Below are 15520 nucleotides of genomic sequence, written 5' to 3' on the forward strand. Positions count from 1 at the left end.
TTTGCCGCCGCCTTGAATCCACAGCGTCTTCTTGATATCCTTTTTGGATAATTTCAAATGCTGTTGCCCTGACCTGCCCTGACCTGGATGGGAAGAATACTTGAATATTCTGTTGAAAAATGATATAATAAACCAATATGCTTACAGCTTGGAGGATCAAATTTGTCTGAAATCAAACGACTGGATATGGATTCTGAACTGCTTATACGTCAAAAAGCATTTGCCCAAAAGGCAAAAAATCTGCTTGCTGAACGATATGACCATCCACCGCTCGCATATGTCCATACATTTGGGTGTCAGCAGAATGTCAGCGATGGGGAGAAGATCAGTGGTATGCTTTTGGAGATCGGCTATGGTCCTGCGGATTCTCCCGAAACTGCGGATCTGGTGATCTATAATACCTGCGCGGTTCGGGAAAATGCCGAGGATCGGGTATTTGGAAATGTCGGTGCGCTCAAGCCGGTCAAACAAAAGCGGCAGGGAATGCTGATTGGGCTTTGCGGCTGTATGATGCAGCAGCAGAGTGCTGCCGAAAAGATCAAACAGAGCTACCCCTACGTCGATCTTGTTTTTGGAACCCATGCGCTCCATACGCTTCCGGAACTGTTATACAATCGGCTTTCGGGACAGAAACGGCAGTTTTCTATTGAGGACAGTCCTGGTGAAATCATCGAAGGTATCCCGCTTCAGCGAGATGGGGCGATCAAGGCAAATCTGCCGGTTATGTATGGATGCAACAATTTTTGCACATACTGTATCGTTCCGTATGTGCGGGGACGGGAACGCAGCCGGCGCCCTCAGGACGTGCTTGCCGAAGCGCGGCAGCTCGTCGAGATGGGTTATCGGGAGATTACCCTGCTCGGACAGAATGTCAACTCCTACGGATATACGCTTGATGAGCAGGTTGATTTTTCCGATTTGCTTTGGGAGATCAACCGCATCGACGGGGACTTTATCCTCCGATTTATGACCAGCCACCCAAAGGACTGCACCCACAGGCTGATTGATACGATTGCAGCATGCGACAAGGTCTGCAACCACATCCATCTCCCGGTACAAAGCGGGAGCAACCGGGTGTTAGGTGCGATGAACCGGCATTATACGGTGGAGGAATATCTCAGCCTGATCGGCTATGCACGTCAGGCAATCCCGGATGTAACCTTTTCCAGCGACATCATCGTTGGTTTTCCGGGAGAAACCCGCGAAGAATTCGAGCAGACTGTCGAGCTGGTCAAGAGGGTGAGATATACCACCCTGTATACCTTTATCTACTCTCCACGAACAGGGACCAAAGCTGCTTCGATGGACGATCCCATTCCGGAAGCGGAAAAGTCCCGCTGGCTTCGGGAACTTCTGGATATCCAGTCGGCGATCCGGGAGGAACAGCAGAATCATTGTATCGGCAGGACGCTGAGGGTACTCGCCGATGGGGTCGGCCGCAGTGGAGCAGGGTGGCTCTCCGGCCGTACGGTTTCAAATGACATTGTCGAGTTTCAGGGCCCGCCGGAGATGATCGGCAGTTTTGTCGAAGTTAAAATCGAGCGCGCACTGAACTGGGCTTTGTTTGGAAAATGAAATGAAAGTCAAAAAAGGAGACTATGAAAATGGATGTTATTGCAACCGCGAGGGAACTTGGAAAAGCAATTCAGCAGGACGAACGGTTTATCCGGATGATGGCTGCCCAGCAGACGAACGATGACGATGAGCAGCTGCAAAAGCTGATAGGGGACTTCAACCTCAAGCGGGTTGACCTGAACAGCGAGGTCAGTAAGGCCGAGCGGGATCAGGAAAAAGTAGCCAGACTGAATGAGGAGACCAGGGATCTCTACAATAAAATCATGTCCAATCAGAGCATGGCAGCCTTCAACACTGCCAAAAATGAGATGGACGCGATGGTCGAGTATGTGATGGAGATTCTGCGCGGCAGCATCAGCGGAGAAAATCCGGATTTGATCCAGGAGCCGCAGGCTGGATGTTCGGGCTCTTGCTCGACCTGTGGCGGATGTCACTGATTTTGTTTTTCGCAGACAGCAGTTTTAGAGGAAGCCGGAGGTTGCCCAGATGGAAATCAATATCGAAAAGCTCTCGCCGATGATGCAGCAATATTTCTCAGTCAAGAAAAAGCATCGGGATCATATCCTGTTTTTCCGTCTGGGAGACTTTTACGAGATGTTTTTCGATGACGCAATCACCGCTTCCCGAGAGCTGGAATTAACCCTGACCGGTCGGGATTGCGGTATGGAGGAACGTGCGCCAATGTGCGGTGTCCCATATCATGCCTGCGATCTGTATATCTCCCGGCTGATAAAGAAAGGCTATAAAGTGGCGATCTGCGAACAGGTGGAAAATCCCGCCGATGCTAAAGGGGTGGTGAAACGGGAGGTCATCCGGGTGGTGACTCCCGGCACCCTGATCGAAAGCAATATGCTTGCAGAGGATGTCAACAACTATATTGCCTGCATCTTCTGTGGGGAACAAGGTTGGGGGTTGGCATGCGCTGACAGTTCAACCGGCCAGGTGTCAGTCTGCCAGTTCACAGCCGAAGAGACCGAATCGCTGATCAATGAGCTGGGACGTTACAGCCCGAGTGAAGTTATTTTCAATGAGGGGCTGCTCGATAAGACCCGGGTGACTTCCTTTTTAAAGGAAAAACTGCGGTGCGTTGCTGATCTTTGTGACAATGAACGGTTCGATCCCCAAAATGCTGGGGAACTGATCGAGCGGCATTTTTCTCGTACGCTTGTCTCTCTCGGTCTGGAGCAGACGCTCTCGGTGTCTGCCCTGGGAGCCTTGCTCGCCTATCTTTATGAAACCCAGCGGAAAGGGCTGGAGCGGATTACGGAAGTACATTTTGTCAATGCAAAGCAGTATATGATGCTCGATCTCAATACCCGGCGCAACCTGGAACTGGTTCAGACAATGCGGACCGGGGAGAAACGCGGAACGTTGCTCTGGGTGCTCGACAAAACCAAAACTGCGATGGGCAAGCGGATGCTGCGCCGCTTCCTTGAGAAACCGCTTCTGAATCCGGCAGCCATCGACAAACGCCTTAACGCGGTGGATGAGCTTTACCAGGATACCATTCTGCGCTGTGATCTGTCCGAGCTGCTTGGCGGTGTCTTTGATCTTGAGCGTCTAATGACTCGGATTGTCTATGGAAATGCAAGTCCACGCGAATATAAGTCTTTGGAATCCACATGCCGCGTGCTGCCGCAGCTGCGGCAGCTGCTTTCCGATTGCCAGAGCGCATTTCTCCGGCAGGTGTTCGAGCGAATCGACCCTCTGGAAGATCTTTGTGCGTTTCTGGAGGGCGCCATTGTGGAGGAACCGCCAGCGCTTCTGAAAGATGGCGGCGTTATCCGACACGGCTTCAACAGCGAGCTTGACCAGCTGCGTGAACTGGTGCAGAATACCAAGCAGGTTCTGGTTGGGGTTGAGTCCTCTGAGCGGGAGCGGTCGGGGATTAAAACATTGAAAATCGGTTATAATCGGGTATTTGGATATTACATAGAAGTTTCGAAATCCTACATTGGACAAGTGCCCGATCACTATATCCGTAAGCAGACCCTTGCCAACGGAGAGCGCTATATCACACAGGAACTGAAAGAGCTGGAAGAAAAAATTCTTTCGGCAGGAGAGCGGATTTCTGTATTGGAAGCGAATCTGTTTGAGGAGATACAGGGACGGGTATCAGCAGCGCTCGAGCGGATCCAGAGGACAGCGGATGCGATCGCTCGTCTGGACGTTTATGTTTCATTTGCGGTGGTTGCAGTCGAAAATAACTACTGCCGTCCGGAAGTCAATCTGTCAGATGGCATCACCATCAAGGATGGTCGGCATCCGGTAGTCGAGCGGTTGATGGGAGGTGTTCCGTTCGTTCCGAACGATACCTTGCTCAACCGGTCGGACAGGCTGATTGCGATTATCACTGGGCCAAATATGGCGGGGAAGTCCACCTACATGCGCCAGACTGCGCTGATCGTGCTGATGGCCCAGATCGGAAGCTTTGTCCCGGCTGCTTCGGCTGTGATCGGAGTAGTGGACGGTATCTTTACCCGGGTTGGCGCATCGGATGATCTCGCTGCTGGACAGTCGACCTTCATGGTCGAGATGACCGAAGTGGCGCAGATCATGAAGACAGCCACATCCAAAAGCCTGCTGGTGCTTGACGAGATCGGGCGGGGGACTTCGACATTTGACGGCATGAGCATCGCCCGCGCTGTGATAGAATATATTGCAGATCTAAAGCTGGTTGGGGCGAAAACCCTGTTTGCGACTCACTATCACGAGCTGACTGCGCTGGAACAGCAGCTTTCCTGTATTAAAAATTACAACATTGCCTGCAAAAAGCGCGGGGATGAGATCACCTTTCTGCGCCGGATTGTGCCAGGCGGCGCGGACGACAGCTATGGGATTGAGGTTTCCAAACTGGCCGGTGTGCCGGAATGGATCATCAAACGGGCCCGTCAGGTGTTGGAACAATTGGAGAGCGGCAGGCCGGTCTCCAATTCGAACTCCCAGCAGCCCCAAAAACAATCCGCAAATTCTCAGCTTTCTTTTGCGGCAGTTGTTCCGTCTGAAGTGGAGGAACGTCTGCGTGTGATTGACCTGAATACACTCACCCCCATCGAAGCGATGAACAAGCTGTTTGAGCTCAAAGGGCTGTTGAAAGAATAACAAAAAGAAAGCAGGTGGGCGGTGTGGCCAAAATCAATGTTCTGGAAAAACAGGTCGCAGAACTGATCGCTGCGGGTGAGGTAGTTGAACGTCCGGCGTCCATCGTGAAGGAGCTGCTGGAAAATGCAGTCGATGCGGGAGCCAGCAGTGTGACGGTCGAAATCCGACGCGGCGGCATCTCCTATATCCGGGTTACTGATAATGGAAGTGGAATCGAGCGGGAGGATGTTGCCAAGGCATTTCTCCGTCATGCGACGAGTAAGGTGCGGGAACGTGACGACCTTGGGCAGATCACAACAATGGGATTCCGTGGGGAAGCGCTCGCCTCGATTGCGGCGATGTGCCGGGTAGAACTGTTGACCCGCGCCGCCGAAGAGGAAGTCGGAACCCTCTATACCATCTCGGGTGGAGAGGAAGAATCTCTCGAGGATGCGGGCTGCCCGGTCGGAACGACAATCACCATTCGCGACGTCTTTTTCAATACACCTGCCCGCATGAAGTTCTTGAAAAAGGATGTTTCAGAGGGGAACAGCGTAGCCGCAGCGGTCGAAAAAGCTGCGCTTGGATATCCGGGAGTCGGGTTTAAGCTGATCCGGGATGGACAGGTCCGGTTTCAAACCCCTGGGGATGGCCACCTTCTTTCAGCTGTGCGGTGCGTATTTGGTAAAGAATTTTCGGAAAATCTGCTCCCGGTACATTATGAGTCGAAAGGCTGCATGGTTGATGGGGTGATCTGCAAACCGACATCTGCGCGGAATTCGCGATCCATGCAGAATTTCTTCATCAATACCCGGTTTGTCCGATCCAAGACCTGTATGGCGGCACTGGAGGAGTCCTATCGCAACGCATTGATGACAGGAAAATATCCGTCTTGTGTGCTGAACCTTACTATCCCACCCCAGACAGTTGATGTCAACGTGCACCCGGCCAAAATCGAGGTGCGGTTCGCGGACGAAAAAAGTATCTTTCAATTGGTCTATTACGGATGCAAAACAGCGCTTGGAATCGCCAATCTTGCGCCGGAACTGAAGGCGGAGGACCTCCAACAGAATCCATCGAAAAGGGAGGTCGCCAAACCTGCCGCTCCGGTTCAACAGCGGATGAGTGCTGATGCCTATCGGATGACGCTTGCGCAGAAGGTGGAGCATCTCAAATCAGCCCGTGAGCCAGTCTATGACCAGACCGAAAAGATGGATTCTGTCAAACCGTCAGCACCTGTTCGCTTTCCGGGAATCAGGGTTTCTCCTGAAGCGGTATTGGCGGTAGAATCCCCTGTTCCGGTTCTGCAAAAAGTGGCCCAGACATCATCCTGGCCGGCTCCTGTCATCTCTGAAATCCATTTGGAACCACCCGAAGCTTCGGCTCCGGGCGAGACTTCTGCTGAAACTCTTTATGATGGTGCCCGATTGATCGGGGAGCTGTTCGACACCTATCTTCTGCTGCAAAATGGGGATGAACTGATTCTGGTGGACAAGCATGCTGCGCATGAAAGGCTGCTCTTCAACCGTCTGGCAGCAGGAGGACTGGCGGAGGAACGACAGCTGTTGCTGACGCCTGTTTCGGTACAGCTTTCTCCGGAAGAGCATGCGCTTGTAACCGAACATCTCACATTGCTTTCCCGGGTGGGAGTTACCGCCGAGGATTTTGGAGATCACTTTGTTCTGGTACGGGAGGTTGCACCGATCCTTGCCGATGCCGATCTGCCTGGCCTTGTGACTGAATTCGCGGAGCGCCTTTCCTGTGCAAACGGCAATCTGCTGCCAGGCCAGTTGGAGGAGCTTTACCACAGGATCGCCTGCCGCGCAGCAATCAAAGCGCATGACCGAACGCCGGCACCTACTCTGGAGCAGTTGATTCGGCTGCTCCAGCAGGATGGGAATGTTGGACATTGTCCGCATGGGCGCCCGGTCGCAATCCGCATGGCGCGCAGGGAAATTGAAAAAAAATTTGGCAGGTTGGGCTGACATGGAACAGAAGCATACAAAAATACCGCTGGTCGTGGTAGCTGGCCCGACCGCTTCCGGAAAGACCTCGCTTGCAGTCCGGCTTGCACAGGCATTCGACGGGGAAGTGATCTCCGCTGATTCGATGCAGATTTACCAGCAGATGCAGATTGCGACCGCCAGGCCGGATGCCTCCGAAATGAAGGGAATTCCACATCATCTGATTGGTTTTGTCCCGCCTGATCGGACCTCGTTTTCGGTTGTGGATTATGCCCGTCTTGCGCATGAGGCGATCCGCGAAGTCCACCAACGGGGAAAGCTCCCAATCCTTGCAGGCGGAACTGGCCTTTATATCCATGCAGTTGTGGATCATCTGGATTTTACCGAAATCCGCAGTGACCCGGCAGTCCGAAATGCACTAAAAACCCTTGCAGCCGAACGCGGCAACCAATATATGCTCGATCTACTGCGAGAGAACGACCCGGAGCTTGCCGATCGGCTGCATCCGGGAAATCTGGGCAGAATTCTGCGTGCACTTGAGGTCTACCAACTGACTGGGATCACAATGACTGAACATCAGCGAAGATCCCGCCTGAAGCCTTCAAACTATGCGCTCTGTATGCTTGGAATCAGCTACAGTGACCGACAGATGTTATACGACCGAATTAACTTACGGGTTGATCGGATGCTCGAAACAGGGCTGGTTGAAGAGGCAAGGCAGATCAGCCGGATCTACGGAGGGACCGCCCGTCAGGCGATTGGATATAAGGAATTGCAGCCGTATTTGGATGGTGCAGACTCTCTTGAAAGCTGTATAGACCGGCTGAAACAGGCAACGCGCAACTATGCAAAACGGCAGCTCACATGGTTCCGCCGGGATTCCCGCATCGAATGGTTGCTGGTAGATCAATGCGAAAATCAGGATGAACTGGTTGATCTGGCAAAAAATGCGATTCACAAAAGTGGTATCTTATGATATAATAGGTGTAGAAACACAGCAATCCTGCTTGTTTTTAACCCGCCAAAAATAGATAATAGCTGGAAAAGCAGTTTCCGCATTTAGAATCAAATGCATGTGGAACAACACTGCCTGCTACACAGGCATAATACAATACTCTGAAAAAATGGAGGGGAAAGCATGAAGCAGTTGAATCTTCAGGATGTTTTTTTGAACCAGGCAAGGAAGGAAAAGGTTCCGGTCACTATGTATCTGACAAACGGATTTCAGTTTAAAGGGATTGTTCGCGGCTTTGACTCGTTTACCGTGATCTTGGACTGTGACGGCCGGCAAAACCTTGTCTACAAGCACGCAATTTCTACCGTTACCCCCTCGCGCCACATCCGGACACTGGAGATCGAAGAAGCAGAGCAGCAGGACTAACCAAATGAAAGCAAGTGCAGCTCAAAAATGGCTGGTATTTTTGATTTTAACCGGACTGGCGCTCTTTATCGGATTTTATTTTTATCGCTATCTGAACGACCAGTACCAGACCGAAACGACCTATCCTTATACCGTTGCGGAGACTGTTCGCGTTTCAGGGATTGTCCTTCGTGAAGAATTTCTACTGGAGGATAAGATTGTTGAAGATGGGGTCGCGAGTTACATTGTGGGAGATGGAACTAAGGTTTCCAAGGATTCCCTAATTGCAGAGGTTTATTATAGTGAATCCGATGCTGAGAATGTCCAGAAACTGCGTGAGCTGGAAAATCGGCGCCTGCTTTTGGAGAAGGCGCAGGATCCGGGTACCACCTCCTATGCGCACACCGATGTACTGAACAAACAGATCGCCAGCGAGGTCGGTGCGATTATTGATGCGGTTCAATCGGACAATCTCACTGGATTATCTGGTTCATCGGATAACCTTCTTGTGCTGATGAATACCAAGCAGATTGCAACCGGAAAACAGGAAAACTACCATGATGCGATTGAACTGATTGAGGCAGAAGAAGCTTACTTTCAGGGACAGATTCAGGAAGAGCCGGAGACGATCTCCTCTCCTAAACAGGGTTATTTTATGCGGACGATCGACGGTTTGGAAAACATGGTTGATCTCAAAGAGCTGGATGAGCTGACGCCAGAGGACATCCGGCATCTCACCTCCCGTCCGTCTCTGGAAACGCCGTCCGACCGGGTCGGAAAGCTGATGACCGACCACAACTGGTACTATGCGGTCATTATTGAATCCCAAGATGCGGATCGGTACCGGGAAGGAAGCAGCGTGACGCTGGATTTTAATATCAGCGGTGTTTCTCCCGTTCCGGCAACGATCGAAGAAGTCAACCCATCGGGTGGCGCCCCGGAAACGGTGGTGGTATTCCGTTGTGATTATATCAATGAAGCCCTTATCAATCTGCGGGTGACCGAAGCGGATGTCAGCTTCAAATCCATTACCGGGCTGCGGGTCAGCAAATCGGCGGTACGATTCTCCGGTATCCAGAAGGGCGTCTATATCAACATGGGAGAAAAACGGATTTTCCGCCCGATCACTGTGATTTATGAGGATGTCGGATATGTCCTTTGCAGGGAGGTTGATCCGGAATACTATGAAAACGGAACTTATGTCGGATTGCAGCAATATGACGAAGTTATCATAGAAGGGGGGCACAAACGCAATGGAACAGACAAAAACAATTCAGGAGATTCTGAATCGGATACATGACAACATTGCTGAAACCTGCGCACAATGCGGACGCAGCTCGTCTGATGTGCGCTTGATGGCAGTGACGAAAACCGTTCCGCCTGAGCGGGTCAACGAGGCAATCGCATGCGGGGTCACACTGCTTGGAGAAAATAAGGCGCAGGAGCTTTGTGCCAAATATGATGCTTACCAGAAAGAACATGTAGAAATTCACTTTATTGGGCATCTCCAGACAAACAAGGTTCGCCAGATTATTGACAAGGTGACGATGATACAGTCTCTTGACAGCATTCCGCTCGCCAAAGAGATTCAGCGCCAGTGTGAAAAACACAATCGGGAAATGGACTGTCTTGTAGAGGTAAATATCGGGAACGAACTTACAAAATCTGGTGTTTCAACCGACGAATTGGACGATTTCCTTGCACAAGCGGCCTGTTTTGATCGTCTGCATCTGCGGGGAATGATGGTGATCCCGCCGATTTTTACTTCTGACCTCGAAAAAGAACGTTGTTTTGCAGATTTACAAAAACTATTTATTGACATTAGAGCAAAAAAAATAGATAATATCAGTATGGATTTTTTATCTATGGGTATGTCAGACGATTATCTGCTTGCGTTGAAGCATGGTTCCAACCTGATCCGGCTTGGGAGCGTGATCTTTGGGCGCAGAAATTATAACTGACCGGCGGCGGCCCGCGACCGGTCAGCTTTTCTTGCATTTTTATAGATTGCGTTTTATCCACCCCTGTCCAGCGTGTCCGCAATCGAAATTACTGAGAGGGATGTTGTTATGGGTATTATGGACAAATTCAAGAATTTCATTGGAATTCCTGAAGATGAATATTACGATGACGATGATGTAGAGTTTATCAGGAATGAATCTCCACGCGCGGAAGCGTTTAATAATGAAACCGCGCCGATCCACTCCGAAGGAAAACGCGGGAACAAGGTCGTCAATATCCATGCGACCACCCAGCTCCAGGTTGTGCTGGTTAAGCCTGAGCGGTTTGACGACGCTTCCTCAGTTGCTGATCATCTGAATAGCAAACGTACGGTTGTGCTGAATCTGGAATCCACTAATAAAGATGTTTCCCGCAGACTGATCGATTTTTTGTCTGGTGTTGCCTATGCGAACAATGGACAGATCAAACGGGTCGCAAACAGCACCTATATTATCACACCTTATAATGTCGACATCATGGGTGACCTGCTTGATGAACTAGAAAGCAGCGGCGTATTTTTCTGATGCATCCCGCTTCTATCAACGACAGGCAGGATAGAGCGTTCGCTGCGCATATTCTGGATTTATTTACGATTGCGGAACAAAAGTACATTCCACGGTTCAGCGGTTTTTTGGACATGCATCAGTCCACACTGGCGCGCCAGATCACCAGTGGACAAAGCCATCGCAGTTTTCTATTTTTTGGAGGGCACCCCGGCAGCGAACGGGTAATGTTAGGCGTATTTCCACCTTACGAGGAGCCGGATCCCGATGCATTCCCGATCGTTCCGCTCACATTGAGGTTTCGTCTGGAGGATTCGGTCGGCCATCGGGACCTTCTCGGTTCCCTTATGGGGCTGGAACTCCGGCGGGAAGCAATAGGGGATATTCTTCTGGAACCAGGACGTGCTGTGCTGTTTGCAGCAAAGTCAGTTGCGCCTGTCATTTTGTCCGAGCTTACCAAAGTGGGACGCTGGGGTGTAAAGGTTTCGCAGGGGCTTCCGGAACAGCTCCCGGCCCTGCATCAATATCAGGATAAAAATATCAATGTTAGTGCAACGAGGCTGGACTGTATTGTTGCCGCAGTTGTTGGCTGTTCGAGGGAAAAGGCGGCGCAGAGAGTGCGTGCACAGCTTGTGTCAGTAAATGGGCTGACGATAGGGGAAACTGCACACATCCTTCATGCCGGGGATATTATCAGCATCAGGGGATATGGGAAATTTCTGTTCGCACTGGAGACCGGCAGTACCCGTAAGGGACGTTTATGTCTGCTCTTTAAAAAGTACATTTGATTTGGACATGACCAGATTTTGAAATATAAGGGAGGAAACTTGTTGTGCTGAATCCGAACGAGATTGCCAATCATAAGTTTGATAAGGCAATGGGGCGCGGTTACCGGATGGAGGAGGTCGAAAGCTATCTCGGCCAGGTGGCGGGGGAGATGAACGAACTGCTCATAGAAAAGCAGGAGCTCGAAAAAAAATTGATGATCTTGGCTGAAAAACTGGAGGAGTATAAAAGGGACGAAGAGAGTTTGCGGGCGGCACTTTTAGGTGCCCAGAAACTGGGGGATAGTGTTGTACGCGACGCAAAAGCGAAGGCAGCTTCGATTATTGAGGATGCGAATGCCCAGGCCAACCTCCTGCGTGAAAATGCCAAACGAGCGATTGAGCGGGAACAACATGCATTTATTCGAATGCAGAGAGAGGTCGCCGCTTTTCGCAGTAAGTTGCAGATGCTTTACAAACAGCACCTCGAGTTAATCAGCTCAATCCCTGTCAATGATGATCTGGTCAATGCCGAATTTTCACCAAAACCTGTGGCGGATACCACTCCACCGCCCACAGAGCCGGTGCGGAATCCAGACCCACTGGTCTATGATGAACCGGAAGTTCTTGAGGAGGAACCATTGCCGGAGGAAGAGCCAGAGGAAGATGATGATACTTTGCAATATTCCGAACAAGGGTTGGAATACAGTGAAGAAGAGGAGCCTTATTATGAACCGGAGCCGGAACCGGAGCCTCCAAAACCAAGGAGAGAATCCCGATTCGGCCCGCTCAAATTTGGAAAAGAGTTTGATATCAAGCGCGACGATGAGAAGCGCAGAAGATAAGTTCAGGCGGATCTGAAAACTAGACAAAATAAGGGGAGAAATATCCAATGTCCGAGCAGGATTACAGCAAAACGTTGAACCTACCAAAAACAGACTTTTCTATGCGTGCAGGGCTGCCGCAAAAGGAACCGGGAATGGTTGAGAAATGGGAAGAAGAAAAGCTTTATCAGCGCCTTCTCGAGAAAAATCAGGACAAACCGCTCTATGTGTTCCATGATGGCCCTCCATATGCCAACGGGGACATTCACTTGGGTACCGCACTCAATAAGGTGCTCAAGGACATTATCATCCGTTACAAAAATTTAAACGGATTCAAAGCGCCCTATATCCCGGGCTGGGATACCCATGGATTGCCGATCGAATTGAAAGCGCTCAAAAAAACAGGGGTTTCGCGTGATATTCCTCCAGTTGAGCTGCGTAAACACTGCCGTGAGTTTGCACTGCACTATGTGGATGTACAGCGGGAACAGTTTAAGCGTCTTGGGGTGATTGGAGACTGGGATAATCCTTATCTCACTCTGAATCCTGCGTTTGAAGCGCGTCAGGTGGAAGTATTTGGCGCAATGGCCAACAAGGGGTATATCTATAAGGGGCTGAAACCGGTCTACTGGTGTCCTACCTGCGATACCGCGCTTGCAGAAGCGGAGATTGAATATGCCGAGGATCCTTGCCATTCTATCTATGTCAAATTCAATGTAATCGATGATCAGGGCGGCAAGCTGGAAGCGCTCGGCGCCAAAGACCTGAGCAAGACCTATTTTGTGATCTGGACCACCACCACTTGGACCCTGCCTGGCAACTTGGCGATCTGTGTTGGTCCGGCATTTGAATACTGTGTGGTTTCTGCCAATGGTGAATATTATGTGATGGCGAAAGAGCTGGTAGAGGCTTCGATGAAGGCTGCAAAAATCGGCAGCTACGAGATTCTTGGAACCTGTCCCGGCAGTGAGCTGGAGTATATGAGATGCCGCCATCCGTTTATCGAACGGGATTCTCTGGTGATCGTGGGAGATCATGTCACGCTCGAAAGCGGTACCGGATGCGTCCATACTGCACCCGGGCATGGTGTGGAGGATTTTGATGTCTGCGCACAGCACTATCCCGAAATCAAGGTCATTGTACCGGTTGACCACGAGGGCAAAATGACCGAACTGGCTGGGGAATTCCAGGGTTTGACTACCGATCAGGCCAACAAGGCTATCGCACAGAAACTGGAAGAACTGCATGCGCTTTTCGCCATTGAAAAGATCATCCACCAGTATCCGCACTGTTGGCGGTGCAAAGACCCGATCATCTTCCGCGCGACCGAGCAATGGTTCTGCTCGATCGACGACATTAAGGAACAGACGATTGAGGCGATCAACGGGATCGAATTTATCCCGCCGTGGGGACAGGGCCGGATGACTAACATGGTGCGCGACCGCAGTGATTGGTGTATTTCCCGTCAGCGGACTTGGGGCGTCCCTATCCCCATTTTCTATTGTAAGAACTGTGGTAAATACCATGTGGATGAGTCCAGTATTCAGGCTGTCAGCGACCTGTTCCGGGCAAAAGGTTCGGACGCTTGGTATACGACTGATGCTGGTGAGATTCTGCCTGCCGGAACCAAATGCAAATATTGTGGAGCAGAAGAGTTTGTCAAAGAAACCGACATCATGGATGTCTGGTTTGATTCTGGTACAACCTATGCTTCGGTGATACTCGACAATCCTGAGATGAGATGGCCGGTGGATCTCTATCTCGAGGGAACCGACCAGTATCGCGGCTGGTTCCAGTCGTCGCTGCTGACTTCGATTGCGTGGAAGGGAAAAGCCCCGTACAAGGCGGTCTGTACCCATGGATGGGTGGTTGACGGCGACGGCCGCAAACAGTCTAAATCGCTGGGCAACGGGATCGAGCCGAGCGAGATCAACGACAAATACGGTGCAGATATTCTGCGTCTGTGGGTTGCTTCTTCGGATTACCATGCGGATATCCGCATTTCGAACGATATTCTGAAGCAGCTCTCGGAGGTTTACCGTAAAGTCCGCAACACCGCACGTTATATTCTTGGCAACCTTTTTGACTTTGATCCAAACAAGGATATAGTGCCGGTTGACCAGCTCACAGATCTGGATAAATGGGCATTGGCGCGGTTTAATGAGCTGATCAAAACAGCAACCGGCGGTTATGACCGGTTCGAATTCCATATTGTCTATCACGCGCTGCACAACTTCTGCACGATTGACATGTCCAATTTCTATCTGGATGTCATCAAGGATCGGCTCTATGTGGAAGCGCCCGGCTCGCTCGTCCGCCGCGCGGCACAGACAACAATCTATACCATCCTGCGTGGTTTGGATGTGATCCTTGCACCGCTCATCCCATTCACTGCGGAAGAAATCTGGAGTTTCCTGCCGGAAGACACAAATTATGATAGCAGCTCGGTGATGTTCAACCAGATGCCGGTCTGTATCGACAATGTTTCGGATGAAGCATTTATGGAAAAATGGAACCGTATCCATATGCTGCGTGATGATGTGCTGAAAGCGCTGGAATCGGCCCGAAATGCCAAGGTCATCGGCAAATCTCTCGAAGCAAAGGTCGTTCTTTATGTGCCGGACGATTTTGCCGCTCACATTGATCTGGATGAAACGGATCTGGCTACTATCTGCATTGTTTCTCAGGTAGAAATCCGTACTGATGGAAAAGGGAGTTTCCAGGGAACCGTTCCGTTCCTATCGAGCTTCTCGATTGATGTAACCCGCGCATCCGGAAAACCCTGCCCGCGTTGCTGGACATACAGCGACACAGTTGGTCAGGACGAACGGCATCCAACCCTGTGTACACGCTGTGCCGGGATTATTGGTTAATTCTGTTGCGCCAGTTAAAGAGACCCTTTAACTGGCGCAGCCTTTTATGGAGGTTTTCATGACAGTTATTTTGGCGCTTACATCTGCAGCTGGACTGGTGGTTATCGACCAGCTTCTCAAAGTGTGGGCTTTCAATGCTCTTCCGGGCCAACCATCTACGCTGCTGATCCCGCACCTGCTCCAGCTCACTTATGTGGAAAATCGAGGTGCCGCGTTTGGGCTGTTTCAAGGGGGGGTGACTGTTCTTTCGGTACTCACCGGACTGATTTTGATTGGAGCAGTTGTCTTTCTTGTAATGGGCAAACTCAAGCACAAACTTGCTATCTGGAGTGTCAGCCTGATTATTGCCGGTGGAATTGGGAACCTGATTGACCGGATCATACGCGGATTTGTAGTGGATTACCTGGATATTTCACCACTGTTCCGGTTTCCGGTTTTTAATTTTGCCGACTGCTGTGTGGTGGTCGGAACCACTTTGTTGATCATTTATCTCTTTTTCTTTGACGAATCTGCCGAAAAAAAACAGCAAAAGGATGGGGAGTCGATTGAATAGCCGTGTCCTGACCGCTGAACCG

13 protein-coding genes are annotated in these 15520 nt (G+C 50.7%); all 13 read left to right on the forward strand.

All coding sequences use genetic code 11. The features are described 5' to 3' along the window. Positions 1-162: 162 nt before the first annotated feature. The 13 genes from miaB to lspA all read left to right on the forward strand — a co-directional run bounded on the left by miaB (position 163) and on the right by lspA (position 15498). The gene (gene miaB / locus D5269_RS12850) at positions 163-1575 is read left to right on the forward strand and encodes a tRNA (N6-isopentenyl adenosine(37)-C2)-methylthiotransferase MiaB (protein WP_243150806.1); all 1413 of its coding nucleotides are present in this window, start codon (positions 163-165) and stop codon (positions 1573-1575) included. A gap of 29 nt (positions 1576-1604) precedes the next feature. Continuing rightward, positions 1605-2012 (forward strand): YlbF family regulator, encoded by a 408-nt coding sequence (locus D5269_RS12855; RefSeq protein WP_016317802.1) that lies wholly within the window; start codon positions 1605-1607, stop codon positions 2010-2012. Between the two features lie 49 nt (positions 2013-2061). After that, a complete protein-coding gene (gene mutS / locus D5269_RS12860; RefSeq protein WP_207709131.1) occupies positions 2062-4677 on the forward strand; it encodes a DNA mismatch repair protein MutS in 2616 nt (871 codons plus the stop codon). Between the two features lie 23 nt (positions 4678-4700). Continuing rightward, a complete protein-coding gene (gene mutL / locus D5269_RS12865) occupies positions 4701-6641 on the forward strand; it encodes a DNA mismatch repair endonuclease MutL (RefSeq protein WP_147407986.1) in 1941 nt (646 codons plus the stop codon). Position 6642: 1 nt separating this feature from the next. Further along, entirely contained in the window at positions 6643-7596 is a 954-nt protein-coding gene (gene miaA / locus D5269_RS12870; RefSeq protein ID WP_016317805.1) for a tRNA (adenosine(37)-N6)-dimethylallyltransferase MiaA, read from the forward strand. Between the two features lie 162 nt (positions 7597-7758). Continuing rightward, positions 7759-8001: an RNA chaperone Hfq gene (gene hfq, locus D5269_RS12875; protein WP_016317806.1), complete on the forward strand. Its 243-nt coding sequence runs from the start codon at positions 7759-7761 to the stop codon at positions 7999-8001. Between the two features lie 4 nt (positions 8002-8005). Then, positions 8006-9280 carry an HlyD family efflux transporter periplasmic adaptor subunit gene (locus tag D5269_RS12880; RefSeq protein ID WP_120485923.1) on the forward strand — a complete coding sequence of 425 codons (1275 nt, stop codon included), beginning with the start codon at positions 8006-8008 and terminating at the stop codon, positions 9278-9280. Next, positions 9234-9941, forward strand: a complete 708-nt coding sequence (locus D5269_RS12885) for a YggS family pyridoxal phosphate-dependent enzyme (RefSeq protein ID WP_120485924.1) — start codon at positions 9234-9236, stop codon at positions 9939-9941. Before D5269_RS12880 ends, D5269_RS12885 begins: the two co-directional genes overlap by 47 nt. Positions 9942-10049: 108 nt before the next feature. Continuing rightward, entirely contained in the window at positions 10050-10505 is a 456-nt protein-coding gene (locus D5269_RS12890) for a cell division protein SepF (protein ID WP_016317809.1), read from the forward strand. Beyond that, positions 10505-11272 carry a YlmH/Sll1252 family protein gene (locus tag D5269_RS12895; RefSeq protein WP_120485925.1) on the forward strand — a complete coding sequence of 256 codons (768 nt, stop codon included), beginning with the start codon at positions 10505-10507 and terminating at the stop codon, positions 11270-11272. Before D5269_RS12890 ends, D5269_RS12895 begins: the two co-directional genes overlap by 1 nt. A gap of 44 nt (positions 11273-11316) precedes the next feature. After that, entirely contained in the window at positions 11317-12093 is a 777-nt protein-coding gene (locus tag D5269_RS12900) for a DivIVA domain-containing protein (protein WP_120485926.1), read from the forward strand. Positions 12094-12140: 47 nt separating this feature from the next. Then, positions 12141-14945, forward strand: coding sequence for an isoleucine--tRNA ligase (gene ileS, locus D5269_RS12905; RefSeq protein ID WP_120485927.1), 2805 nt, complete (start codon positions 12141-12143; stop codon positions 14943-14945). Between the two features lie 58 nt (positions 14946-15003). Beyond that, a complete protein-coding gene (lspA, locus tag D5269_RS12910) occupies positions 15004-15498 on the forward strand; it encodes a signal peptidase II (RefSeq protein WP_016317813.1) in 495 nt (164 codons plus the stop codon). The last annotated feature ends 22 nt before the right edge of the window (positions 15499-15520 follow it).

Origin of the sequence: Anaerotruncus sp. 1XD42-93 (genome assembly GCF_009917605.1) — a bacterium.
Classification (GTDB): Bacteria; Bacillota; Clostridia; order Oscillospirales; family Ruminococcaceae; genus Anaerotruncus.

Excerpts from the sequence above, each read along its gene's own strand:
- D5269_RS12855 (WP_016317802.1), top strand. The coding sequence starts at position 1,605 with ATGGATGTTATTGCAACCGCGAGGGAACTTGGAAAAGCAATTCAGCAG.
- mutS (WP_207709131.1), top strand. The coding sequence starts at position 2,062 with ATGGAAATCAATATCGAAAAGCTCTCGCCGATGATGCAGCAATATTTC.
- miaA (WP_016317805.1), top strand. The coding sequence starts at position 6,643 with ATGGAACAGAAGCATACAAAAATACCGCTGGTCGTGGTAGCTGGCCCG.
- hfq (WP_016317806.1), top strand. The coding sequence starts at position 7,759 with ATGAAGCAGTTGAATCTTCAGGATGTTTTTTTGAACCAGGCAAGGAAG.
- D5269_RS12880 (WP_120485923.1), top strand. The coding sequence starts at position 8,006 with ATGAAAGCAAGTGCAGCTCAAAAATGGCTGGTATTTTTGATTTTAACC.
- D5269_RS12885 (WP_120485924.1), top strand. The coding sequence starts at position 9,234 with ATGGAACAGACAAAAACAATTCAGGAGATTCTGAATCGGATACATGAC.
- D5269_RS12890 (WP_016317809.1), top strand. The coding sequence starts at position 10,050 with ATGGGTATTATGGACAAATTCAAGAATTTCATTGGAATTCCTGAAGAT.
- D5269_RS12895 (WP_120485925.1), top strand. The coding sequence starts at position 10,505 with ATGCATCCCGCTTCTATCAACGACAGGCAGGATAGAGCGTTCGCTGCG.
- ileS (WP_120485927.1), top strand. The coding sequence starts at position 12,141 with ATGTCCGAGCAGGATTACAGCAAAACGTTGAACCTACCAAAAACAGAC.
- lspA (WP_016317813.1), top strand. The coding sequence starts at position 15,004 with ATGACAGTTATTTTGGCGCTTACATCTGCAGCTGGACTGGTGGTTATC.